We start from the raw sequence: 23,034 nt of genomic DNA, 5'->3' as shown, positions 1-23,034 counted from the left end.
CGGTAGCAGCCTTTTTTACTTGTAGAACTCCCGACATGACTGCCTTGCACGACCTGCCCGCCCACGAACTCCTGGCCGCCTACCGCCAGCGCACACTCTCTCCGGTGGAGGTCACGCAGGCCGTGCTGGCGCACATCGAGCGCTGGGAGCCCCACATCCAGGCCACCTACCTGCTGCGGCCCGAAGCCGCCCTGGCGCAGGCCCGTGCGTCGGAAGCCCGCTGGCACAAGGGCGAGCCCCAGGGCCTGTTGGATGGCGTGCCCAGCACCATCAAGGAAAACATCGCCACGCAGGACGACCCGACGCCCCTGGGCACCGCAGCCGTGGAACTGGTGGCCGCGTCGGCCGACGCACCACCAGCGGCACGCATGCGCGAATCCGGTGCCGTCATCGTCGCCAAGACCACCATGCCCGACTACGGCATGCTGTCTTCGGGCCTGTCGACCTTCCACCCGCTGTCGCGCAACCCCTGGGACACCACCAAGGGCCCCGGCGGCTCCAGCGCGGGTGGCGGGGCGGCGGCGGCGGCCGGCTACGGCCCGCTGCACATCGGCACCGACATCGGCGGCTCGCTGCGGCTGCCGGCCAGCTGGTGCGGCATCTTCAGCCTCAAGCCCAGCCTGGGCCGCATCCCCATCGACCCACCGTACACCGGCCGCGCCGCCGGCCCGATGACCCGCACCGTGGCCGACGCCGCGCTGATGATGCAGGTGCTCAGCCAGCCCGACGCGCGCGACAGCATGAGCCTGCCCGCGCAGGACATCGCCTGGGGCCAGTTCGACCAGCGGGCCGAGCGCACGCGCGGCCTGCAAGGCTTGAAGATCGGCCTGCTGCTGGACGCCGGATGCGGCCTGCCCGTGGAGCCTGAAGTCAAGGCCGCCATCGAGCGCGCGGCGCGCCTGATGGAGGCCGCGGGCGCCACCATCGTGCCCCTGCAGCCCTTCATGACCCAGGCCATGCTCGACGGCATGGACCACTTCTGGCGCATGCGCTCGCACATCGACCTGCAGGCCCTGCCCGCGGAGCGCCGCGACAAGGTGCTGCCCTATATCCGCACCTGGGCCGACAGCGCGGCCGGCATGAGCGGCACCGAAGTCTTCAACGCCAGCCACCAGTTCCACCTGACGCGCGTGGCCACCGTCAAAGCTTGCAGCGCGTTCGACTACGTGATCTCGCCCGTGGCGCCCATGCCCGCCTTCCAGGCCGAACTACCCTCGCCCACCAACGACCCGCTGCGCCCGCTGGAGCACATCGGCTTCACCGTGCCGTTCAACATGTCCGAGCAGCCCGCGGCGGCGGTCAACTGCGGCTACACGTCCACCGGACTGCCCATCGGGCTGCAGATCGCCGGTGCGCGCTTCGACGACCTGGGCGTGCTGCAGGTGGCGCACGCGTTCGAGCAGATCCGCGACCCGCAGCGCCCCTGGCCGCTGCCGCCAGCAGCGTAGACTGGGACTGAGAACAGGTTCTTACCCTGTGCCTCGCGCGCCGCAGTTGTTGGTACGCTCGGGGGGCACAGGCGCCGGCCGTCCGGCGTGTTCTTTTTCTGCGGCCAGCGCACACCGGGGCCCCAACGCACTACGTCACCACAGCATGGACATCCTCATCATGGCGATCCTCATCGCCACCGGCACCTTCATGCTCAACGCCAAAGAGCAGCGCAAGCGCATCGTGCTGCTGGGCAGCCACCTGGCCAACTACCAGATCGAAAAGCTCATGGAGGCGCTGACCGACGGCTACCTGCGCGCACTGGGCGAAGGCACCGACGAACGCCGCGGCCAGATCTGGAGCCTGCTGAGCACCACCGAGCTGCAGCTGAGCGAGCAGTTCAACCGCTTCGCCGCCGACTTCGCCAAGATGAGCGAAGAAAGCACGCGGGTCAGCCGCCTGTCCATGGCCTTTCCGTTCGTCGAAAAAGTGCTGCCCGCCCTGACTTTCGACATGCGCAAGGCCCTGGCCATCCACGCGCGCGGCATTGCCCACGTGGTGCAGAACACCGGCCACCTGTCGCCCAAGGACCGGGCCTACATGATGACGGCCGAGCTCTTCCTCATGCAGCACACCTGCCACTGGTTCTGCAAGTCCAAGACCATCGCCACCGCCCGCATGCTGGCCCGCCACCAGACCCCGCACGAACAACTCGTCGCCTCCGTGTCGGCCGAGACGCGCAACGCCTACCTGGCCCTGATCAAGGGCGGCTGACCGCGGCGGCCGACACCATGCCCCCACCATGCAGCCACAGCCACACACGCCCCTGACCGACAGCCTGGGCAACCCCGCCACGCTGCACGATGCGGCCAGCCTGGCGGCGCTCAATGACTTCGTGGAAGGCTTCATCGCCTGCGAAGCCCGCGCGGTGAACGTGCTCGGCGCGGCGCAAGACACCAGCGCCATCGTGCAGGCTTGCTGCGCGGCGCTGCACATGTTTGCCGAGTCGGCGGACGCATCGCACAACGCACGCCCCTTCATCGACCAGGCCCTCGCCAGCGCGCCACGGGCCAGCGAGCGCGAACAGCGCTTCGTGGCCGCCGTGGCCGCATGGGTGGACGGCGACCTGCCCCGCGCCATCGCCCTGCACGAAGAACAGGCCCGCCTGAGCCCGCGCGACCTGGCTTCGCTCAAGCTCGGCCAGTACCACTTGTTCAACCGCGGCGACTCGCCCGGCATGCTGCGCATGGCCCTGCAGGCCGTGCCCGCTGCCGCCGACGTGCCGTACCTGCATGGCATGCTGGCCTTCGGCTGGGAGCAATGCCACCTGCTGACCGAGGCCGAGGCCGCCGCACGCCACGCCGTCACCCTGTGCCGCAAGGAGCCCTGGGCCCACCACGCGCTGGCCCACGTGATGCTGACCCAGGGGCGCATCGCCGAAGGCACGGACTTCCTGGCCGGCGTGAGCGACACCTGGACGGGACTGAACTCCTTCATGGTCACCCACAACTGGTGGCACCAGGCCCTCTTCCTGCTGGAGCAGGACCGCCATGCCGACGTGCTGGCGCTGTACGACCAGCAGGTCTGGGGCGTGGTCAAGGAATACACGCAGGACCAGATCAACGCCGTCTCGCTGCTGGCGCGGCTGGAGCTGGCGGGCGTCGATGTGGGCCCCCGCTGGGCCGACGTGGCCGACCACCTGGCCCTGCGCCTGTCCGACCACGTGCTGCCGTTTCTCGACCTGCAGTACCTCTACGGCCTGGCCCGCGCAGGCCGCACCGCAACCGCGCTCACCCTGCTGCGCAACATCGAGGCCCACGCCGCCACCCGCACCGAGTCCCATGAACGCACGGTCTGGCAGCAGGTCTGCGTACCCGCCGCGCAAGGCCTGCTCGCGCACGCCCAGGGCGACTGGACCACCGCGGCCCGGCAACTGGGCCTGGCCTTGCCCCGCCTGATTGAGATCGGCGGCAGCCACGCGCAGCGCGACCTGTTCCACCAGATCTGGCTGGATGCGCTGCAGCGCAACGGGCAGTGGGCGGCGGTGCAGAACCTGCTGCAGCCCTTGTCGAATGCGCAGCCGGAGTCGGTGAGGCTGGCGCGGCAGGTGGGGGTGGTGAATGGGGTGCTGGGGTTGCCGGTGCTCTCCGAAAAAAAGCCAGCACGGGCCAGGATCGCCACACGGGCCTGAAAATGCCGCCGTGCAGGAATACGCCGCTGCCACCGGCAAGTACCGCGGTGGATGGGAGCGCGGGCCACAGCGTGTTGCAACCCATCTGGGGTTTTTGCGACGGCTTCACATCAAGATACAACAAAGCCTGGCACGCTGACCAAGCTGGCACATGGGCGCGTGAGAATCGAAGCGAAAGACGCGAAATCGCCGTCTGCAGCAACGCATTCACCGCCCTTTTCATATGCCGCTCGCCATCACCAGCCAACCCGCAGGAACTCGATTCTCGATCACAGACGATGCCACGATGCCCACGGTCACGGTCACCGCCGTGATGCAGGGCCAGCCCATGCCGAGCGGACCGGCACCGACGTACGAATGGTCGGCGACGCTCGCGTTCGATGGCAGTGCACCACCGACCAACGTCGCTTTTGGCGGAGGGCGCAGCTCTCAGCACAGCCGCATCGCGCCGCAAACGGGTCTCAGCCCCACGTGGCGCATTCCCTTCACCGAAGTGCGCGGCGGCCTGCTGACCGTGCAGGTGATCATGCGGGTGGGGACCACCGAGCAGCGCGCGCGTGCCAGCTGGACCGTCGTGGGCACCAACCCCACGGGCACTGCCATACGTGCCTTTGCCAACAGCATCGGAGCCAACCGCCCTGTCTTTCGCAAGAAGATGCGGCAGGAGAGCTCGCTCCAGCAATTCCGCACGCCGAGCAACTGGCCCAAGTACAGCAGTGACGGCCTGGGCGGCGTAGGCCTGTGCCAGCTCACCCGGCCGGCGCCGACGGCTGACCAAACCTGGAACTGGAAGGACAACGTGCGTGGAGGCTGGGCGCTGTACCAGGAGAAGGAGCGCATTGCAAAAAGTTATCCTCGCAACGTACGCACCGGAGAGCGTTTTCGCAACCTGGTGACTGCATGGAATCGGGCTCGCACCGCGCAGGGACTTCCAGCGCTGCCCGTCGAATTGCCGGACTACACGCCCGAGCAGCTTGAACTCGACACGCTGCGCGGTTTCAACGGCTACGCCAACGGTTTGCATGAATACCGCGTGCGGCAGGACAACGGAGTGCTCTTCGTCACAGTCGACGGCAGCGGCACGCGCGGCTTCGCCGAGTGGGAACGTGTGCCGGTGGCCGACCGGGGCACGGTAGGAGACCCCAACTACGTCGAGAACGTGCTCGCCCAATCGGATTTCTGACCGTGGAACTCCGAATGCCCACGTCCGCACCTCGCCACTGCGCGGTCCTGATGCAGACCGCTGCACTTGCGTTGGTCGTCTTTCTCGGGGGCTGCTCACGCGAGGCAGAAACCCCGCGTGCAACGTCCGGGACGGCCAGCGCACCTGCGCAAGCTGCCGATCGTCCGCTCCTTTATGTCGTGTACTGCAACGGCACGGTGGACCGGCTGGATCTGTCGCAGCAAGCCAAGGTAGGAAGCTTTCAGCTCTCTGCGCGCAGCGGCACGCCCGCGGCCGTAGCCCCGCTGCCAAGGCCTGGGGTTCGCCCTGACAGCTGCCTGGCACGGCCTGCCGAATCCGAAGGTCAGGAGGTCGGCTCCGCAAGGGCCGTCCACATCGTTGCATCGGACCGCCTGTCGCGCCATGACGCCGATGGACGCAAGCCATACAGCCTGCTCACCTTTGATATGCCAGGCTGGACGCTCCGCGCACGGCAGGACCTGGGTTCGTTCGACGTGCTCAACGGAGCGCCACCGCGCGTCACCCTCAACGCCGACCAGCGATGGGAAGCGATCCCTCCAGAAAAGGACGCCGCCGCGGACATGCTCGCCAAGGCCTCCCACTTCGCACGTGGCGATACCCTGGGTCTCGCCAATCCGCTGGCATGGTCCGCCGATACCGTGCTGGTCGAATACACCGCCACCGACACGAACGATGCCGCCGTGGCGATGATCGACCGTACACGGCGCAGCGTCCAGCGCATCGACGGCGTGCCGGGCACTGATCCGCAGCCCACCCTCATCCTGGCGCCCGGGGGCAAATATCTGCTGCATGCAGTCAAAAGGATGACCCCGGTCGACGGCGGCCAGAAGCTGGCGGCCACGGGCGAAATCCGTATCTATGGAGAAGACGGAAAGCTGGTCAAGACCTTGACCGACGAGCGTGTGGCCGACGACTGGCACGCCATCTTTGTGTCGCCCGGGGGGCTCGCGGTGTTCACCAACCGGAAAGGCGACTACCGCTTTGTTCCACTGGGGCTGGCTTTCGAGCCGAAGCCTGTGCTGGACCGCCTCACGGATGACCTGGAAGGAACGCGCCCGGGGATCGTCTACGCGGCTCCGTGAGCGACCCTACCGCACCACCAGCTTCTTCTGGTCATACACCGGCTGCGCCGGCAAGTCCGCCAAGTGCCGCACGTCCGCCCAGTCCAGCACCTCCACCACATCGCCGTCCACCCGCACGCGGTTGAGGCCCGCGTTGGGGATGTCGCTCTGGCGGGGGCCGTCAAGGCCCGTGCCGCGGGCGGTGCGCCAGATCATGTCGAGCACGCCGCCATGGGTCACGACCATGACTTTGCGGCCCTGGTACTGCTGAGCGATGCGGCGCACGGCGTCCATCACGCGGGTGTGGAACTGGCGGGTGGTCTCGCCGCCGGGCATGCCGTAGTCGGCCTCGAAGCGCAGCCACTGGTTCCACGCATCGGCATGGTCGAGCTTGACGTCGTCCACCCGCTTGCCGTCCACGATGCCGAAGTTCTGCTCGCGCAGGCTGCTGTCGGTGAGGGTGTCGATGCGCAGTTGCGGAAACAGCACCTGCAGGGCCGGAGAGGCGGTCTCCTGCGTGCGGATGAGGTCGCTGCAGACCAGGTGGTCCACCGCCAGCTTCTCGGCGGCCAGGCGGTCCGCCAGGCGGCGGGCCTGTTCGTGGCCGGTGGCGTTCAGGGGGATGTCCACGTGGCCCTGAAAGCGCAGCTCGCGGTTCCAGTCGGTTTCGCCGTGGCGGATCAGGATCAGTTCGGTCATGGCTGCATTATCGAATGCATGCACAGCAATGCCAATAAGTTGCAGCCTACCGCTTATGCGGCGTGCGTTGTTAGCTATACTTTTTATAACAAAGCACGGCGGGTGCGGCCACGCCCTCGGTCTCAGCGCATGGGAATGACCAGCACCTTGCGCCGGGGCTGGCAGCCGGGGCCTTCATGGGCGGCGCTGTCACGCTCCCAGCCCTGCCCGGGGGACGTCTGCGCGCACACCCGCGCGCCATCGACCAGGCTGCGCCAGTAGTACCAGGGCGCCGGCGCGGCATGCCCTGGCGCGGCGAGCAGGCCGCCGAGGGCGGTGGCGATGGCCAGTGCGGGCCAATGGCGGAGAGCGGGCATGGTGAAAGCGGGGCCCGGTGGTATGGCCAGCATGGTATGCCCCGCGGCGCGGCGCGATCGCCCGAAAAGCGGCGCGAATGCCGCATCGCCACGCGTGACCGGCACTTCACATCGCCACCCGGCCGCCCCCGCAGCCACGCCGTGACTGCCGGGGCCGGCCTCCCAGGCAGAAGGCGCTGCGCCGCGGGTGCGCCGAATCAGCACCATGGTTGCGCCCGCGACACACCTACGGGCCAAAGTGCCAAGGGCCGGACCGGGCGAATCATTAGAATCACGGCCAGCGCAGTGCCCCGAGCTTATGCAATCCGCTTCCTAACTGGTCCCCCGTTCGTGCCCTCCAGCCACCCAGTCTCCGAACTGCCGCCCACTGCGTGCGCGGACCCCTTGCAGGCACTGCGCAGTGCCACTGCCGCACAGCACGCCCGGCTCGATGCCCACCTCGCCATTGGCCGACCCGATGCATCGCTGGAAGACTACAAGGCGCATGCCCGTGCACTGGCCGCGTGGCTACAGGCGCTGTGGCCTCATCTGCAGATGCTTCAAGCGACGATACCGGGCTTTGTTTTCATGCCAGCCCCCCGATTGGCTGCCCTGGAATCCGATCTGCAAGACATTCCGCCACTGACCACCACTGCCACCGGCACGCCCGGAAGCTGGCCGCTGCCCAGCGCTGCCGCTGGGCAGCTTGCGGCGCAGGCCCTGGCCCGCCACCCGGCACAGCCGCACGCGGTGCGGTGGGGGTTCGCCTATGTGGTGGAGGGCTCCCAGCTGGGTGGACAGGTGCTGTACCGGCAGCTGTCGTCACGGTTCGCGCCCCACCCCCTGCGTTATCTGCATGGCGACGGTGCCGCCACCGGGGCGCGCTGGAAGCTGTTCATCTCGCTGCTGCGCCAGCACGTGACACCATCACCCGCCGCCCTGGAGGCTGCGTGCCTTGGGGCCACCGCAGCCTTTGCCGGGCTGCAAAGCCATTTTCCGGCCCCTGAAGGACTGCCGCAATGAATCCAGAAGCATCCGCCGGCGGCGGCGCCGACGCGGCACGCCCGACGCTGGAAAACTGCGACCGCGAGCCCATCCACATCCCGGGCTCGATCCAGTCCCATGGCGCCCTGATCGCCGTCGACAAGGCGGGCACGGTGCGCCATGCCAGCACCAACGTGGCAGCCATGCTGGGCTGCGCCGTAGCCCCGGGACAGGCACTGCGCGACACGCCGCTGATCGCCCGCCACGCGCTGTTGCGCGACCTGCTCGACGAGGGCCTGGCCACGCTGGCTGGCACGGGCGAGCTGCCGATGCCTTCCGAGCTGGAGGCCGAAGGCCGCAGCTTCGACGTGGTGCTGCACCAGTCGCAGGAGCTGCTGGTGCTGGAGTTCGAGGCACGCCAGGAGTCCGCCGATGCACTGGCTGGCTTTGCGATGCAGGCCCACCGCGCCATGGAGAAGCTGCGCCGCCCGCGCCCTGCCATCAACGACCTGCTGCAGCTGGCAACGCAGGAGATCAAGACCCTGACAGGGTTCGACCGCGTCATGGCCTACCGCTTTCGCCCGGACAGCAGCGGCGATGTGGTGGCCGAGTCGCGTGCGGATTTTCTGGATGCCTACCTGGGCCGGCGCTACCCGGCCAGCGACATCCCGGCGCAGGCCCGGGCGCTGTACGTGGCCAACACCTTGCGCCTCATTGCCGATGTGCGGGCCACGCCGGTGCCGCTGGTGCCGGTCGGCGGCGCGCCGCTGGACCTGAGCGCCAGCATCCTGCGCAGCGTGTCGCCCATCCACATCGAGTACCTGACCAACATGGGCGTGGGTGCGTCGATGAGCATCTCCATCGTCATCAACAACCGGCTGTGGGGGCTGCTGGCCTGCCACCACATGGGCCCGCGCCAGGTGCCCTACAGCGTGCGCATGGCCTGCGACGTGATGGCACAGGTGCTGGGCGCCAATATCCAGGCCGCCCTGGCGCGCAAGGAGGCCGCGCGCCAGCAGAAGGTGACCGAGCTGCGCATGCGGGTGATGGAGCAGGTGCTGCACTCCGATGACGAGTTCACAGCCCTGTGCTCGCACGCCGGCGCGCTGGCCTGCTCGATGAGCGCCGACGCCATCATCGTGTCGGAACACAGCAAGCTGTGCACCGAAGGCGGTGTGACCGACGCCGCTGCCAAGGTCCTTCTGCAGTGGCTCGATGCCACGCAAGGCGGCAGCGGCATCTACAACACGCATGCACTGCCCCTGGACGCACCCGAGATCGGGCTGCAGCTGGCCCCGTGGTGCGGCGCCCTGGCCCTGCCGCTGGACCGTACCCGGGGCAGCTGGCTGGTGTTTCTGCGCAAGGAGCAGATCGAGACCATCAACTGGGGCGGCAAGCCTGAAAAGGAAGTGCGTGCCGGCCCGCTGGGCCCGCGCCTCACGCCCCGCGGCTCGTTCGACCTGTGGAAGGAAATCGTGCGCTCCAAGTCCGAGCCCTGGACGGCGGACGAGCTCGACACCGCCCGCCAGCTGCTGGCCGAGCTGGTGCGCGCCCAGACCACCCGCCATGCCGAGCTGAACGACGCGCGCGCGCACCTGATGGCGGTGCTGGGCCACGACCTGCGCGACCCGCTGCACTCCATCAGCATGGCCGCGCGGGTGCTGGAGAAGAACAACGCCGCGGACGGCAACACCGGCCGGATCGGCCAGCGCATCCAGTCGTCCAGCAACCGCATGCAGCGCCTGGTGAGCCAGGTGATGGACATGTCCCGCCTGCAAAGCCGGCTGGGACTGAACCTGCAGCTCAAGACCGTCGACGTGGTGCAACTGCTCGCCGATCTGGTGGACGAGGCGCGCACCGCCCACCCCGGCACGCAGATCGAGATCCACCTGCCCGAGCGCCTGGACGCACAGGCCGACCCCGACCGCATTGCGCAGGTGGTCTCCAACCTCATCAGCAACGCCCGCCACCACGGGGATGCGGGCCAGCCCATCCATGTGCACGCACGGGGCGCGCAAAACGGCGTGCTCATCGAGGTGCGCAATGTGGCGCCGCCCATCGACCCGGCGGTGGCCGCCAACCTGTTCACTCCCTTCAAGTCCTCGTCCGTGGGCAACGAGCGCAACCGCTCCGGCCTGGGCCTGGGCCTGTACATCGCCCACCAGATCGCGCAAGGCCATGGGGGTACCATTGTGTATACGCACCAGCCGCCGCACGTGGTGTTCACGGTGCACCTGCCGCAGACGGACGCTGGCGGCGCAGCCCCGTTCAGCGCCACCTCCTGATATTCCACCCGCTCCAGACAGCCATGCCGCTCGATATCCTCCTCGTTGACGACAACCTCGATGCCACGGAGCTGCTGCAAGAGCTGCTCACGATGGAAGGCCATGCGATCCGCACTGCAGCCACGGCCGCACAGGCACTGGCCCTGGCGCGCGAGAAGCCGGCGCAGATTTTCCTGGTGGACCAGAACCTCCCGGACATGCAGGGCTCCGAACTGCTCCCGTTGCTGCGGGCCACGGTGGCTGACCACGGTGCAGGCCGGTGTTTTGCGATCGCCATCACCGGCATGGCATCGGGCGTCAGCGTGGGTACGGAGACAGGGCAGTTCGACTTCATCCTGGGCAAGCCGCTCGATTTCGACGCCTTCGACAACGTGCTCGCCCAGTGCGCCGCAGCGCTGCAGCCGCCCGCCGCCTGATCCTCACTGACAGTTCCGACACACCCCATACCCCCACCCGCTTTGGCCACCAAAAAACGCCCCCCTTCCGCACCGGGCCCATCTTCCGACGCGCTGACCGATGCCGGCCTGCAGCACGCCATCCTGATGCGCGCCATCCCGGTGCTGCGCCACGACGTGGCCGGCCCGCTGTCGGTGATGCGCATGGGCACCATGCTGCTCAAGCGCCGCCTGGCCAAAGGCGACATGACGCCCGAGCAGGCGGTGGAGCGCGTGGAGCAGATCGAGGAACAACTGGGCGAGATCGCCCACCACATCCGCCGCCTGCGGCTGTGGGACCTGCAGATCAACGACCGCCACACGGTGCGCGCCCTGGTGGACGAAGCCATCGAGCTGGCCCGCCCCGCGCTGATGGTCAGCGGTACCGAGATGGAGCCGCTGCCTGCGGACCTGCCGGGCTGGGACGACGTCACCCAGGTGCCCCACACCCTGCTGTACGTGGTGCTGGGCGCCATCTACCACCTGGCGGAACAATCGAGCCCGGTGCCCGCCCAGATCACCGTGGCGCCTGCCGGCCCCTTCAGCGTGCGTGTGCAGGCCCGGGGCGCATCCACCGCCACGCGGCTGATGGACGCGGATACCGCGGCGCGTTCGGCCGGCCTGGCACAGCCCCCGGCCCTGGACCTGGCCGCGCTGCTGCAACTGGCGCAACCCCTGGGCGTGCAGGTGCAGGCCAGCGGGTCTGAAGTGACCGTCACGCTGCCGGGCGGCTGAGGCACACGGCCCCGCCCCTCGGCCCTGCCGATGTGGCGCCGCGACTCAGCCTGCCGCGGGCACGGCAGGCGCCGTCACGATCCAACCCTCCAGCGCATCCAGCCCCGCAGGCAGGCCGTAGAGCGCATCGCCCTCGGCATGGCGCTGCTGGGCCCACGCGGCCTGCACCAGGCACAGCACGGCGTCCAGGCTGTCGCCGCTGGCATCATCCACCAGGGCATCGCGCTGCGCGTGGCTGAGCTTCAGGCGCAGGCCCAGCCGGGTCTGGCCGATCTCCAGCGCGTTCACCAGGTCCTTGCGGGCGATGAGCCGGTCGGGCGTTTGCTTGGCGCGGTCGTCGCTTTTGTAGCTGCGCCGCTGCAGCACCTCGCGCGCGAGCAGGCCGGGGTAGGCCTCCAGCGCCACGCGCGACGGGTCGCCCGCGTGCAGGCCGGGCAGGTGCACACCGGCATCGATCAGCAGCGGCACGCCCGCGTGCAGCATGTAGGCCACGGGCGGGTTCACCCATTTCATCGACGGGCTGGAGCCTGCAGGCCCATCGGCGGCGCGGTGCGCAAACTTGCCGCCCACGGGGCGCGCATCGCAGAACGCCGCGAACTGCGTGCGGATCTGCTCGCGGTCCAGGCTGCGGTAGTGCTGCATGCAGGCGAGCCAGTCGGTGGGCCAGCCCAAGGTCTCCACCAGCTCGCGCGGCAGGCCGAAAGGCAGGTCGAAGCCGCCGACCCAGCCGCCCGGCGATGCGTCCTGAGAGCCGTTCTGAGACCCGGTGCCCGGCTGCGCAAGCCATTGGCCGAACGCCGACAGTGTGTCGAAGCGCTCCAGCGCTTGCAGCTGCACCCGCGCTCCCTGGCGCTGCCCGAGGGCCAGCACGATGGGCTTGCGGCGGCTGGGGCTGCTGGAAAAATCGCAGCCCAGCAGCATCGGAGCGGTGACGTCTGGCGCCATGGGCCTACCCCAGCGCCAGGGCCGTCACCCCGGCTGCAATGCACAGCGCGCCGCAAATGCGCGCCGCCCGGTCGCCCTCACCCAGCAGATGCCCGCCGATGAGGGCGGCGAACAGCATGGACACTTCGCGCGCCGGCGCCACGTGGGACATGGGCGCCTCGCGCATGGCGTACAGCACCAGCACATAGGCCACGGGGCTCACCACCGCCACCAGCAGCGCAAAGCGCCACTGCGCAAGCCACAGCGTGCGGGCGGTGCGCACATCGCGCAGCACCACCGGCGCGAGCAAGCCCACGCGCACGAAGTTGCCCATGTAGTCGACGAGGATGGGGGACATCAGCAGTATCTTGACCGCATAGCCGTCCACCACCGTGTAGCTGGCGATGAAGGCCCCGGTGAGCAGCCCGTAGGCAATGCCCTTGTGCACGCGTTCGCGCGCCGCGGGGTCGTGCGCCGCGCGCAGCAGGCCCGGGCCGCCCGCGATGAGGAACACGCCCCCCACCACGCCCAGGATGCCCACGGCACCCAGCGCGGAGATGCGCTCGCCCAGCACCGTGATGGCCACCAGCGACGACAGCAGCGGCCCCGAGCCCCGCGCGAGCGGGTAGACCACCGTGAGGTCGGCCACGCGGTAGCCCCGCAGCAGGATCACGTAGTACGCCACGTGCAGCAGCCCGCTGGCCACCACGAAGCCCCACTCCACCACGCCCCACAGCGGCACCACATCGCGCCCCAGCCACCAGCCCAGCGGCGCCCAGAAGACCATCATGATCGCCGAGGTGAAGAACGCAAACCGCGCATCGCCCCCCGCCTTCTTGGCGGCGATGTTCCAGCACGCATGGATGAGGCCGGCGAGGATGATGAGGGCGAAGGCGGTGAGGGTCACGGGTCAGAGGGAGCGAGGGACATGAATGCAAAAAGCCGCAGCGCCGTCTGGAACTGCGGCCGTGTGGCGCGCGAACAGTCAGTCAGGAGAAGTGCCATGCCACCCGCACAGCGCATGCAACTGGCGCGGTCCCAGCCAGCAGCCACCGCGCAAGGGCCGCCCCGCCGCACTGGTGGCGTCCCCCTGCCCGCATTGCGCAGCAATGCGAGAGCGGGAGGAAGGCGCGCAGCGACTCAGGGGGGTGTTCCTAAGCTCTGCCGATGATCGAAGCGGTCGCCATCAGCTCCTCGAGCAGCGCGAACGACACCTTGCCCGACACCGCATACGGGTCGAGCTCGGGCTTTTCGGAGTACTTGAGCAGGATCGAATGGTTGATCTTGGACAGGTTCACCTGCCCCATGGTCCAGCCGCCGAAGCGGCGCTCGGCGATCTCTTCGTAGTGCAGCAGCTCCACGTTCTTGTGGCGCGCGTCCTTCTGGATGTGGCCGTACAGGTCGCTCACCGCGGAGCGCCCGCCTTCGATGGCCTGCAGGAACACACCGCCGCCGTAGCACAGCACGCCGGTGATGCCGCAGCCCGGGTTGTGCTGGCGCGATTGCGTGAGGATGGCTTCAATGGCTGCGTGAGAGGTGTCCACAGCGCGGCTGGCGTAGAGCAGGCGTACGAGCATGGGTCAGTTCTTTCCGGGGATGAGGGAGAGGAATTCGCGGCGCAGCGCCGGGTCCTTGAGGAACACGCCACGCATCACCGAGTTGATCATCTTGCTGTCCATCTCGCGCACACCGCGCCAGGACATGCAGAAGTGGCTGGCCTCCATCACGATGGCCAGGCCGTCGGGCTGGGTCTTTTCCATGATCAGGTCGGCCAGCTGCACCACGGCTTCTTCCTGGATCTGGGGGCGGCCCATGACCCAGTCGACCAGGCGCGCGTATTTGGACAGGCCGATCACGTTGGTGTGCTCGTTGGGCATCACGCCGATCCAGATCTTGCCGATGACCGGGCAGAAGTGGTGGCTGCACGCGCTGCGCACGGTGATGGGGCCGACGATCATCAGCTCGTTCAGGTGCTCGGCGTTGGGAAACTCGGTGATGGGCGGCTGCGCCACGTAGCGGCCCTTGAACACCTCGTTCAGGTACATCTTGGCCACGCGCCGCGCGGTGTTGTTGGTGTTGTGGTCGCCGTCGGTGTTGATCACCAGGCTGTCGAGCACGCCCTGCATCTTGGTCTCGACCTCGTCGAGCAGCTTCTCCAGCTCACCGGGCTCGATGAACTCGGAGATGTTGTCGTTGGCATGAAAGCGCTTGCGGGCCGCCGCGAGGCGCTCCCGGATCTTGACGGAAACAGGCGTGCCTTCATCCGGCGGGGTGGGCGTCATATCGGCGGCAGTGGGGCTGGACATGGCCAGAATCGTAACAGCGAATGACACGCCGCTCATTTCAAGGGTTTTTGGCCTCTACCGCTTGATAGGCAAGCGCTAGCAGCTATTAATTTTATAGCAATCCAAATGAACAGGTCCTGACCGCCTACTGCGCGTCGCCTTCCCCGCACGCTCTGCAACCGGCGCGCCCCCACACCAGTGCCACCGTGGAACCGGCTTCGCCGGGCCACCGGTGGCATCCCCCTGGGGGGAAGCGGCGCAGCCGCTCAGGGGGCTTGCTAGTAACTTTTTCCGGTGATCCACAGCGCCAGGCGCATCAGGCCGAACGCGATGCGGTCGAGCACCCGCTGGCGCAGCGGGCGGCCCGCGTAGCGCGCGGGGTCCATGCGGCGGCCGGCGTGCTGCATGGCGTCCACCAGGCGCTGGCGCAGGTCGGCGGCAAAGGCGGCGTCTTCCACCACCACGTTGGCCTCGCGCGCCAGCAGCAGGCTCAAAGGGTCGAGGTTGGACGAGCCCACCGTGGCCCAGGGCCGCTCGCCCATGGCATCGACCACCGCCACCTTGGCGTGCAGAAAGCTCGGCGCGTATTCATGGATCTCCACGCCCGCATCCAGCAGCGCGCCGTACACCGGCCGCGCCGCGTGGTACTGCATGAAGTACTCATAGCGCCCCTGCAGCAGCAGCCGCACACGCACGCCGCGGCGCGCCGCCATCACCAGCGCGCGGCGCAGCTTGCCGCCGGGCATGAAGTAGGCGTTGGCGATGATGACCTCGTGCCGCGCCGACCCGATGGCGCGGCGGTAGGCTTTTTCGATGCGGCTGCGGTTGCGCACGTTGTCGCGCAGCACCAGCGCGGCGCGCATGGGGGGCGTGGCGTCGTCCGCCGCCTCGGCCGCGTGCCGGGCGGCACTGGCGGCGCGCAGGGCCTGCAGCGCCTCGGGCAGGCGGCGCTCGCGCGCGTCGCGCACAGCCTGCATGCGCCACCACAGCTGGTCCATGGTCTCGCTGGCGCTGGTCACCAGGCTGCCGGTGGCCTGCACCGCAAAGTCGAAGCGCGGCGCGTCCAGGCGGCCGTAGTTCGGGTCGTGAAAATCATCCAGCACGTTGATGCCGCCGCAAAACAGCGTGCAGCCGTCCACCACGCACAGCTTTCGGTGCAGCCGGCGCCAGCGGTGCGGCAGCAGCAGGCCCAGGGGCCCGAGCGGCGAGTACACGCGGTACTGCACGCCAGCGTTCGCCAGGCGCTCGGCCCACTCGGGCGGCAGGGCGCCGGTGCCCACGCCGTCCACCACCAGCTGGGTGCGCACGCCGCGTGCTGCAGCCCGCATCAGCGCCTGGGCCACATCGGCGCCCGCGCCGGTGAAGTCGAAGATGTAGGTCTCGAACTGGATGTCCGACAGCGCGGCATCCATGGCCTGGACCAGCGCGGGGAACAGCTCCTCGGCCCCCTGCAGCAGGCGCACCCGGTGGTCGTCAGAAAACTCCGTTCTTCTGGCCCGAAACATCAGCTTCTTGCTCATCGCACCCCTCTACCGTGCAACGGATCGCCAGCCATCGTGGAACGTGGCGCGACCCACGCCAGTGCCACCGTGGAGCTGGCTTCGCCAGGCCACGGGTGGCGCCCCCCTGCGGGGGAAGGCGCGAAGCGACTCAGGGGGGCGGCTTTCACAGCCTGAATTCAGCGATGAGCGGAAGGTGGTCGGACATGCGCCACCAGATGCGGCCGCGCGGCACGTGCAGCGACAGCGGGGTGAGCCCGCGCACGTACACATGGTCCAGCTGGGCCAGCGGCAGCCGCGCGGGGTAGGTGAAGGCGCGCGGCGCGTCGAACTCGTACAGCGAAAACCCCGCCAGCATGCGCTTGATCTGCAGGCCCCAGTCGTTGAAATCCCCGGCCACGACCACCGGCGCACCGGAGGGCACCTCGCGCTCGATGAAGCGCTGCAGCCGCTCGATCTGGCGGACGCGGCTGCCGGGAATGAGCCCCAGGTGCACGACGATCACATGGATGCGGCGCCCGTGCGCGTCCACCTCCACATGCAGCAGGCCGCGCTGCTCGAAGCGGTGGTCGGAGATGTCCTCGTGCTGGTGCCCGATCACCGGCCAGCGCGACAGCAGCGCATTGCCGTGTTCGCCGTGCTTGGTGATGGCGTTGGTGCGGTACACCGCCTCATAACCTTCGGGCGCCAGGTACTCGGCCTGGGGCAGATCGGGCCAGCGCTGGAAGTACGTCGACTCGCGCCGGTGGAGCTTGCGCACCTCCTGCAGGCACACGATGTCGGCATCGAGCTGCTCCACCGCCAGGCCCAGGTTGTGGATCTCCAGCCGGCGCGCCGGCCCCAGGCCCTGCACGCCCTTGTGGATGTTGTAGGTGGCCACCCGCAGAATGTCGTCGTGTTCCATGGCCCGATTGTGTCGCATGCCGCCCACGCCGCGGGTTTGTCCGACACTGCGCGGCGCCGCCACGCCTTACACTTCGTTGCATACAACTTCCCGCCACGGCGGCCCGGTACATACCTTGGCGACCGACAACGACCCCTCCGCCACCACACCGGTCCTGGCGCTGATTGTCGACAGCAATGCCACATCGCGCAGCATCCTGGTGGGACAACTGCGCGAGTACGGTGTCAGCCGCATCGTGCAGTGCAGCCGCGTGCAGGACGCGCGCAGCCGGCTGGAGCACACGGTGTTCGACTACGTGCTGTGCGACCAGTACTTCGGCGAGGCCGGCTACTCCGGCCAGACCCTGCTGGACGACCTGCGGCGCGCCCAGCTGCTGCCCTTTTCCACGGTGTTCTTCATGGTCACGGCCGAGGCATCCTACGCCGCCGTGGCAGAGGCTGCGGAGTCGGCGCTCGACGGCTATTTGCTCAAGCCCTTCACCCCGAGCGCCCTCTTCGAGCGCCTGAGCCTGGCGCGCCTGCGCAAGGTGCACCTCAAACCCATCTTCGACGCCATCGAGGCCGAGGATTTCGAAAGCGCCGCGCGCCTGTGCGTGGAGCGCTTCGAGGCGCGCAAGCCCTACTGGCTGTACGCGGCGCGCATCGGCTCCGAGCTGCTGCTGCGGCTGTCCCGCCACGACGAGGCGCGCACGCTGTTCGAGGCCGTGATCGCCGCCCGCGCCCTGCCCTGGGCCAAGCTTGGCGTGGCACGGGCGCAGATCGAGTCCGGCCAGGCGGCCCGGGCCGTGACCACCCTGCAGGAGCTGATCGGCGAGGATGCGTCCTTCGCCGACGCCTACGACGTGCTGGGGCGTGCGCAGGTGGAGCTGGGCAACTTCTCGCAGGCCATCGAGACCTACCGCACGGCCAGCGGCCTCACGCCCGACTCGGTGGTGCGGCTGCAGAAGCTGGGGATGATGTCGTACTACATGGGCGACCGCGAGACCGCGACCAAGGTGCTGGCACGGGCGGCCATCCTGGGCATCGACTCCAAGCTGTTCGACTTCCAGTCGCTGGTGCTGCTCACGTTCGCGTACTTCGCGGAGAACGACCGCAAGGGCATCGAGCGCTGCATGGCCGACTTTGGCCGCATCCTGGAGCGCCACCCCGCCAGCGCGCGCATCCAGCGCTTTGCCAGCGTGGCGCGCGCACTGCAGCTCATCCAGCAGCGCCAGTTCTCGCAAGCGGTGGAGTCCGTGCGCAGCATGGCGAGCGAGATCACCTCCAGCACCTTCGACTTTGAAGCCGCCTGCAACCTGGGTAGCCTGCTGGCCGTGCTGGCGGTCACGTCCATCGACCTGTCCGAGAGCGAAGGCTGGGTGCGGGCGCTGGGCATGCGCTACGCCAACACGCGCGGCCTGACCGAGCTGCTGGCCAATGCCTGCAACGTGCACGCTCCCTACAGCGAGGTCGTGCGCGACTGCCTGCAGCAGGTGAACAAGACCGCCGAGGCCGCCATGGCCCAGAGCCTGGCCGGCGACCCCGCCGGGGCCGTGGCGCAACTGATGCAGCACGCGGGGCAGACCCTGAACTCCAAGCTGCTGGACATGTCCCAGCAGGTGCTGCTGCGCCACCGCGCCCGCATGGCCGAGCCCGATCCGCTGCAGGACGCCATCGACGCACTAAGGCTGCGGGTAGGCACCGCACCGTCGCGCGCCACGCTGGGGCAGGACAACGACCGGCGCCCCGGCGGCGTGGTGCTGCGCACCCGCAGCAATGCGGACGAGCCCTCGCGCATCCCCCCGGCGCCCCGCGACAGCCTGACCTTGACCGCGGCACCTGAAGACCTGGTGGACCCGTCGGACCCCTTGCGCCTGCGGCCACCATGACGCACCCCGTGCAGGGCATGCACGCCCTGTACGGCAGCCACGCTACACAAAGCGCGGCAGCAGCAGGCAGGCTTCGGCGTTGGAGGCTGAAAAGCAGCGGTCTGCCGCATCGCGCCACGGCAGCCATGCAGAGGCCACATGCTCGCGCGGGCTCAGCACCACCGGCGTGTGCTCGGGCACGCACAGCCCGAAGACGCGCTCGCGGTTGAACACCACGCCGGGGGCGTAGCGGTGGCGCCACTGCGGCCAGATCTCGTACACGTTCTCCAGACACCAGTCGGTGAGCACACAGCCGGGGGCGTTCACGTCGATGCCGGTTTCCTCGCCCACCTCGCGCGCCGCGGTCAGCGCCCAGGGTTCGTCCGGGCGGTCCTTGCTGCCGGTGACAGACTGCCAGTGCTCCATGCCGTCCGCACGCTCGATGAGCAGCACGTCGAGTGCGGGCGTGTGGATCACCACCAGCACCGATTCGGGGATCTTGAACGGCCGCTGTGCTGCGGCCCCTTCGGCATTTGCAGCCATCACGCCGCGGCCAGCAGGGCGTCCACGTCCTGCGCGGGCTCGTCGCCCAGGGCGCCCAGCGCGCACTGCTCCAGCCACTGCGCGGAGATGCGGCACAGCATGCCCTGCCCCGCGCTGCCGTCCGCCGTGGGCACCGGCACCACCGCATCGATGAGCGAAATGCGCTGGGAGCCCGCCCCCGCCATGCCCACCGGCCGGATGTCGCGGCGGTCCAGGTCGAGCATGGCGCCCAGGGCATCGACCCGCAGGATGAACTCGCGCGCGCCGCCGGCTTCGAGCGGCACCCGCACCAGCACCATCTGGCGGTGGGGGTCGGTGGTGCGCGGTGCCGCCACGCCCTGCGGCCCGGCCGCCACCACGCTGCGCAGGTCCACCACAGAGTACACACGGTCGCCGATCTGCGCCAGGCCCTGAAACGGCGCACGCGCACCGCCTGCATTGAGCACCGTGGCATCGGGCGCCGCAGTGACCACGTGCGCGGCATCCACGCCCAGCCAGTGCGACCCGACCAGAAAGGTCGCCATCTGCGCGCGGTGCTCGGCCCCGATGCGCGCCGCCGCCGCGGGCGTGGCGAGCAACGGTGCCGCCGGGGCGCCCGAACGGCGCTCGCAGAGATGGCGCAGCACCAGGCAGCTGAGCCCGTGGTCGTAGCCGTCGCTGACACGAAACTCCCGGTAGCCCTGCCCGCGCGCCAGGCCCACGCCATACAGGTGGCCCGCCAGCGCCGCGGTGCGCCCGCCCTGCCGGCCGGCGGCCACGGCATCGGGCGCCGTGACGGCCTGCCCATCGCCGCTGGTGCGCAGCACTCGGCCTGCCGCGTCGACAAAAGCCAGCGCATCGCGCTCGCCGGCCCCCACGCCGCAGTCATCCAGGATGGATTGCAGCTGGTGGGCAGCGTCCCACACGACGGCGATGCCACCCAGCACCGGCGTGCTGGCGCCGGGGGCGGCATCCGCACCACCTGCCGCGCCAGCGCGCACTGCGGCCGCGTAGACGAATGTCGGGCCCTCGCTGTAGAAGCGGCTGTCTTCGTAGCGGCTCACGGTGTAGCCCTGGCTGCCGCGCAGCCGCAGGCACTGGCGCACCCAGTCTTCGTCCAGCACCGTACCCACCCAGTGCGCCAAGCCCGGCTGGGACACCGCCATCACGCGCCCATCGGCTGCGAACAGCACCAGGCACGCATACACGGTGTACAAGCCGTTGATCTCGGCCAGCACCGCAGTGGCCTTGTCGCAGCCCACGGCGCCGGCCTCCAGTGTGCGCGCGAACTGCGGCGTCAGCGCCCACCAGCGGCAGTCGTTGGCACGCTCGTACAGGTTGCGGTCCAGGATCTGCATGGCCAGGGACGCACGGCTTTGGGCGTCGCGCAGCAGCGACTGCATCACCACGCCGTACAAATTCTGCAGCGCGCCGGAGAAGGCCTGGGCCGTCTTGCGGGCCGTGGTGCCGATCTCGGACAGCAGGGTCTTGGCGAACACAAGCTCGCGCGGCGCCACGTCGGCCGCGCCACTGCCGGTGCCCAGCTGGTTGAGCTCCAGCAGGCCGTTCCAGACCGAGCGCTCCAGCGCCGACTGGATGGAGGCCGAGCGCCGGGGAATCTCGCGCAGCTCTTGCGACAGCAGCTCGGCCTGGCCCGAGAGCTCGGCCGCCAACGAGCCCGCCAGCGCGCTGCGATCGTCCTGCGTGGACTCTTCGAAGGCCACATCCAGCGGCAGGAGCGCCACACCGCGCCAGCCCGGGCCGCGGTAGCCCTCAAAGCCCTGCGTGTCGCACACCGCCATCAGGTAGCGCCGGCTGGCATGGCGCAGCACCTGTACCCCCGCACCGGCCGCCTGGGGCAGCGGCCAGCCCACGGGCAACTGCAGCGCATCGCCCGAGACCAGCACCCGGCCCTGCGCGTCCAGCAGCGCCAGCACCACGTCGCTGCCCTGCGCCCCGCCGGGCTGCACCGAGCCGAAGATGGCGAGCATTTCGTCCGCCAGCTTGAACGCCAGGCACATCACCCCCACCGGGCGTCCGCCCGACAGCACGCGCTGCGCGTACATCAGCGTGGGCTCGGTGCTGCCGCAAAAGCCGTGCACCGCGTAGTGCTCCACATACGGCACATCGCCGCGCACCACGGACGACAGGAAGGCCTGGTCGTCCTCGCGCTGCAGCTCACCGCCTGCGGCGGGCACCGCGTGCAGGCTGGCGCACAGCTGCAGGGTGGTGTCGAACAGGAAGATGTTGCCGTAGACCGTGTACTTGCTGGCGTACTCGCGCAGCCGTGACTCGATGCCGGCACGCAACCCGGGCGCCGGGTCGGCCAGGTAGTCGGCCACACCGCCATCGGTGGCGAAGAAGCCGATGTCCGCCGTGCGCTCGAACAGGTTGCGCACCAGCACGTCGATGCAGACCTGGGCCCGGGCCACGAGGTCGTCGGTGCGGTTCTTGAAGGCCTCGCTGGCCAGGCCGCGCATCAGGTCGGCGGAGAGCGCGGCGAAGTCGCGGCGCGCCTGGGCCAGGTCGCCCCCGGACGATGCCCTGGACGACAGCAGCGACAACGACGACAGCAAGGACAACTGGTCCCAGGCGCTTTCGACGAGCCGCAGCTCCTGGCGCTGGTGCTGCGCTGCGGGCATGTACCGCAGCCATTGTTCGGGGGCGTTCAGCAATTGGGACACGGAGACATTCCTTTGCACAACGGGCCTGGCAGTGCCTGGAAAATCATTGTGCTGCCTGGCCGCCAAAGCGCCAACCAACATGTGTCACCGCCGCAGGCACCTGCGGCCTGCGCACGACAGGGCGCCGGCACAAGGCGATCGATGCAGCGGCCCGGACGCTTACGGCTTGCGCGTGGCCACGGGCGGCGGCAGCTCCTTGGCCTGCAGCAGCTGCACCTGGGTGACGAGCTTGTTGTGCGAGTCGAAGAAGGCGGCGGCAATCACCTTGCCTTCGTTCGTGTTGCTCCAGCCCGCGCCGCCTGCACCGCCCATGCGGCCCCACAGCAGGCCGGCCGCGCCCAGGTCGGTGGTGCGTGCCGCGCCGGTGGCCGCGGCCACCTGCTCGGTGGTTTCGTTGTCGGTCAGCAGCAAGGCTGTCTGCGCTTCCTTGAACTTGACCTGCTCGGCCAGGCCCGCCAGCCCCGCGATGTCGCGCAGCACCGGGATCATCGCGATGACGCCGGCAATGCTGCGGCCCGCGTCCTGCTCGCTGAAGGTGAGGCTGGGGGTCAGCGTGTATTGCGCCTCGTAGCCCTTGCCCTTGGCCACGGTGGAGTTCTGGCGCAGCACGCCAGCGTCCTTGAGCTCCTGCTCCTTGATGGTGCCGCGCAGGCCGGCCGCGCGGTCCACCACCCTAAAGCAGCCGCTTTGCTGGGCGATGAGCCGGATCAGCGGCACCGGCGACGCCGGCAGGTTGTAGCTGCTGGACACGGTATAGCCGTTCGGGTTCTCGGCCAGGGCGAGCGTGGCCACGGGCGCCGGGCAGGTGGTGAGCGCCTTGTCGGCCCCCTGCGCACCCGCAGGCCCCGCCGAGCCGGACACCACCGAGCCGCCCTCGCCCAGCTCGGTCTTCTTTTCGCCGCAGCCTGCCAGCAGCAGTGCCACGAGCACCATGCCCAGGGCCAGGGGGGTTTTCAGGGAAGCACGCATGAACAAGCCTCGGTTCGGTTCAAAAGAAAAGCAGATGCGACAAGG

21 protein-coding genes are annotated in these 23,034 nt (G+C 69.1%); 10 read left to right on the top strand and 11 right to left on the bottom strand.

What is annotated here, in order from left to right; all coding sequences use genetic code 11:
• The first annotated feature begins 35 nt into the window (after window positions 1-35).
• The 5 genes from ASG27_RS10280 to ASG27_RS26650 all read left to right on the top strand — a co-directional run bounded on the left by ASG27_RS10280 (window position 36) and on the right by ASG27_RS26650 (window position 5,905).
• Window positions 36-1,448 carry an amidase gene (locus tag ASG27_RS10280; protein WP_056415612.1) on the top strand — a complete coding sequence of 471 codons (1,413 nt, stop codon included), beginning with the start codon at window positions 36-38 and terminating at the stop codon, window positions 1,446-1,448.
• 145 nt (window positions 1,449-1,593) lie between these two features.
• Window positions 1,594-2,202, top strand: coding sequence for a hypothetical protein (locus ASG27_RS10275; RefSeq protein WP_056161365.1), 609 nt, complete (start codon window positions 1,594-1,596; stop codon window positions 2,200-2,202).
• Between the two features lie 28 nt (window positions 2,203-2,230).
• On the top strand, window positions 2,231-3,619 hold the full coding sequence (locus ASG27_RS10270; protein WP_056415609.1) for a tetratricopeptide repeat protein: 1,389 nt from the start codon (window positions 2,231-2,233) through the stop codon (window positions 3,617-3,619).
• 223 nt (window positions 3,620-3,842) lie between these two features.
• Window positions 3,843-4,802, top strand: coding sequence for a hypothetical protein (locus ASG27_RS10265; RefSeq protein WP_056415605.1), 960 nt, complete (start codon window positions 3,843-3,845; stop codon window positions 4,800-4,802).
• A 14-nt stretch (window positions 4,803-4,816) separates the two neighbouring features.
• The gene (locus ASG27_RS26650; protein WP_156370598.1) at window positions 4,817-5,905 is read left to right on the top strand and encodes a hypothetical protein; all 1,089 of its coding nucleotides are present in this window, start codon (window positions 4,817-4,819) and stop codon (window positions 5,903-5,905) included.
• Between the two features lie 6 nt (window positions 5,906-5,911).
• On the opposite strand, the gene ASG27_RS10255 is transcribed toward ASG27_RS26650, so the two are convergent.
• Both ASG27_RS10255 and ASG27_RS10250 read right to left on the bottom strand, forming a co-directional pair.
• Window positions 5,912-6,583, bottom strand: a complete 672-nt coding sequence (locus ASG27_RS10255; protein WP_056415599.1) for a histidine phosphatase family protein — start codon at window positions 6,581-6,583, stop codon at window positions 5,912-5,914.
• A gap of 122 nt (window positions 6,584-6,705) precedes the next feature.
• Window positions 6,706-6,939 (bottom strand): hypothetical protein, encoded by a 234-nt coding sequence (locus tag ASG27_RS10250; RefSeq protein ID WP_056416338.1) that lies wholly within the window; start codon window positions 6,937-6,939, stop codon window positions 6,706-6,708.
• 330 nt (window positions 6,940-7,269) lie between these two features.
• Between ASG27_RS10250 and ASG27_RS10245 the strand changes: the two genes are divergently transcribed.
• The 4 genes from ASG27_RS10245 to ASG27_RS10230 are packed head-to-tail and all read left to right on the top strand — an operon-like array spanning window position 7,270 to window position 11,356.
• Window positions 7,270-7,941 carry a biliverdin-producing heme oxygenase gene (locus ASG27_RS10245; RefSeq protein WP_235503988.1) on the top strand — a complete coding sequence of 224 codons (672 nt, stop codon included), beginning with the start codon at window positions 7,270-7,272 and terminating at the stop codon, window positions 7,939-7,941.
• Complete coding sequence (locus ASG27_RS10240; RefSeq protein ID WP_056415593.1) at window positions 7,938-10,187, top strand: ATP-binding protein; 2,250 nt, start codon at window positions 7,938-7,940, stop codon at window positions 10,185-10,187. Before ASG27_RS10245 ends, ASG27_RS10240 begins: the two co-directional genes overlap by 4 nt.
• Window positions 10,188-10,210: 23 nt before the next feature.
• Window positions 10,211-10,603, top strand: a complete 393-nt coding sequence (locus ASG27_RS10235) for a response regulator (protein ID WP_056161351.1) — start codon at window positions 10,211-10,213, stop codon at window positions 10,601-10,603.
• Between the two features lie 42 nt (window positions 10,604-10,645).
• Window positions 10,646-11,356 (top strand): hypothetical protein, encoded by a 711-nt coding sequence (locus ASG27_RS10230; protein ID WP_056415590.1) that lies wholly within the window; start codon window positions 10,646-10,648, stop codon window positions 11,354-11,356.
• A gap of 45 nt (window positions 11,357-11,401) precedes the next feature.
• Here the strand turns inward: ASG27_RS10230 and ASG27_RS10225 are convergent, their stop codons facing one another.
• The 6 genes from ASG27_RS10225 to ASG27_RS10200 form a co-directional block, all read right to left on the bottom strand.
• On the bottom strand, window positions 11,402-12,301 hold the full coding sequence (locus ASG27_RS10225) for a DUF429 domain-containing protein (RefSeq protein ID WP_235503987.1): 900 nt from the start codon (window positions 12,299-12,301) through the stop codon (window positions 11,402-11,404).
• Between the two features lie 4 nt (window positions 12,302-12,305).
• Window positions 12,306-13,187, bottom strand: a complete 882-nt coding sequence (locus ASG27_RS10220; RefSeq protein ID WP_056415583.1) for a DMT family transporter — start codon at window positions 13,185-13,187, stop codon at window positions 12,306-12,308.
• Between the two features lie 247 nt (window positions 13,188-13,434).
• Window positions 13,435-13,857, bottom strand: coding sequence for a BLUF domain-containing protein (locus ASG27_RS10215; protein ID WP_056434606.1), 423 nt, complete (start codon window positions 13,855-13,857; stop codon window positions 13,435-13,437).
• A 3-nt stretch (window positions 13,858-13,860) separates the two neighbouring features.
• Window positions 13,861-14,586 carry a GTP cyclohydrolase I gene (gene folE, locus ASG27_RS10210; protein WP_056415581.1) on the bottom strand — a complete coding sequence of 242 codons (726 nt, stop codon included), beginning with the start codon at window positions 14,584-14,586 and terminating at the stop codon, window positions 13,861-13,863.
• 257 nt (window positions 14,587-14,843) lie between these two features.
• On the bottom strand, window positions 14,844-16,085 hold the full coding sequence (clsB, locus tag ASG27_RS10205) for a cardiolipin synthase ClsB (protein ID WP_200912415.1): 1,242 nt from the start codon (window positions 16,083-16,085) through the stop codon (window positions 14,844-14,846).
• A gap of 145 nt (window positions 16,086-16,230) precedes the next feature.
• On the bottom strand, window positions 16,231-16,968 hold the full coding sequence (locus ASG27_RS10200) for an endonuclease/exonuclease/phosphatase family protein (RefSeq protein ID WP_056415580.1): 738 nt from the start codon (window positions 16,966-16,968) through the stop codon (window positions 16,231-16,233).
• 115 nt (window positions 16,969-17,083) lie between these two features.
• Between ASG27_RS10200 and ASG27_RS10195 the strand changes: the two genes are divergently transcribed.
• Window positions 17,084-18,835: a response regulator gene (locus tag ASG27_RS10195; protein WP_056415579.1), complete on the top strand. Its 1,752-nt coding sequence runs from the start codon at window positions 17,084-17,086 to the stop codon at window positions 18,833-18,835.
• A 42-nt stretch (window positions 18,836-18,877) separates the two neighbouring features.
• On the opposite strand, the gene nudB is transcribed toward ASG27_RS10195, so the two are convergent.
• The 3 genes from nudB to ASG27_RS10180 form a co-directional block, all read right to left on the bottom strand.
• The gene (nudB, locus tag ASG27_RS10190) at window positions 18,878-19,357 is read right to left on the bottom strand and encodes a dihydroneopterin triphosphate diphosphatase (protein ID WP_056415576.1); all 480 of its coding nucleotides are present in this window, start codon (window positions 19,355-19,357) and stop codon (window positions 18,878-18,880) included.
• A complete protein-coding gene (locus ASG27_RS10185; protein ID WP_082485903.1) occupies window positions 19,357-22,020 on the bottom strand; it encodes a chemotaxis protein CheW in 2,664 nt (887 codons plus the stop codon). Before ASG27_RS10185 ends, nudB begins: the two co-directional genes overlap by 1 nt.
• 159 nt (window positions 22,021-22,179) lie before the next feature.
• Window positions 22,180-22,989, bottom strand: a complete 810-nt coding sequence (locus ASG27_RS10180) for a curli production assembly/transport component CsgG (RefSeq protein ID WP_056416328.1) — start codon at window positions 22,987-22,989, stop codon at window positions 22,180-22,182.
• Window positions 22,990-23,034: the final 45 nt, after the last annotated feature.

Origin of the sequence: Acidovorax sp. Leaf191 (genome assembly GCF_001424425.1) — a bacterium.
Lineage (GTDB): Bacteria > Pseudomonadota > Gammaproteobacteria > Burkholderiales > Burkholderiaceae_C > Acidovorax.
This window is presented reverse-complemented; position numbering and strand designations above follow the sequence as displayed.

Bases quoted from the DNA above. Each gene is read 5' to 3' on its own strand.
- ASG27_RS10280 (WP_056415612.1), top strand. From the start codon at position 36: ATGACTGCCTTGCACGACCTGCCCGCCCACGAACTCCTGGCCGCCTAC.
- ASG27_RS10275 (WP_056161365.1), top strand. From the start codon at position 1,594: ATGGACATCCTCATCATGGCGATCCTCATCGCCACCGGCACCTTCATG.
- ASG27_RS10270 (WP_056415609.1), top strand. From the start codon at position 2,231: ATGCAGCCACAGCCACACACGCCCCTGACCGACAGCCTGGGCAACCCC.
- ASG27_RS10265 (WP_056415605.1), top strand. From the start codon at position 3,843: ATGCCGCTCGCCATCACCAGCCAACCCGCAGGAACTCGATTCTCGATC.
- ASG27_RS26650 (WP_156370598.1), top strand. From the start codon at position 4,817: ATGCCCACGTCCGCACCTCGCCACTGCGCGGTCCTGATGCAGACCGCT.
- ASG27_RS10255 (WP_056415599.1), bottom strand. From the start codon at position 6,583: ATGACCGAACTGATCCTGATCCGCCACGGCGAAACCGACTGGAACCGC.
- ASG27_RS10250 (WP_056416338.1), bottom strand. From the start codon at position 6,939: ATGCCCGCTCTCCGCCATTGGCCCGCACTGGCCATCGCCACCGCCCTC.
- ASG27_RS10240 (WP_056415593.1), top strand. From the start codon at position 7,938: ATGAATCCAGAAGCATCCGCCGGCGGCGGCGCCGACGCGGCACGCCCG.
- ASG27_RS10235 (WP_056161351.1), top strand. From the start codon at position 10,211: ATGCCGCTCGATATCCTCCTCGTTGACGACAACCTCGATGCCACGGAG.
- ASG27_RS10225 (WP_235503987.1), bottom strand. From the start codon at position 12,301: ATGGCGCCAGACGTCACCGCTCCGATGCTGCTGGGCTGCGATTTTTCC.
- ASG27_RS10215 (WP_056434606.1), bottom strand. From the start codon at position 13,857: ATGCTCGTACGCCTGCTCTACGCCAGCCGCGCTGTGGACACCTCTCAC.
- folE (WP_056415581.1), bottom strand. From the start codon at position 14,586: ATGTCCAGCCCCACTGCCGCCGATATGACGCCCACCCCGCCGGATGAA.
- clsB (WP_200912415.1), bottom strand. From the start codon at position 16,085: ATGAGCAAGAAGCTGATGTTTCGGGCCAGAAGAACGGAGTTTTCTGAC.
- ASG27_RS10200 (WP_056415580.1), bottom strand. From the start codon at position 16,968: ATGGAACACGACGACATTCTGCGGGTGGCCACCTACAACATCCACAAG.
- nudB (WP_056415576.1), bottom strand. From the start codon at position 19,357: ATGGCTGCAAATGCCGAAGGGGCCGCAGCACAGCGGCCGTTCAAGATC.
- ASG27_RS10180 (WP_056416328.1), bottom strand. From the start codon at position 22,989: ATGCGTGCTTCCCTGAAAACCCCCCTGGCCCTGGGCATGGTGCTCGTG.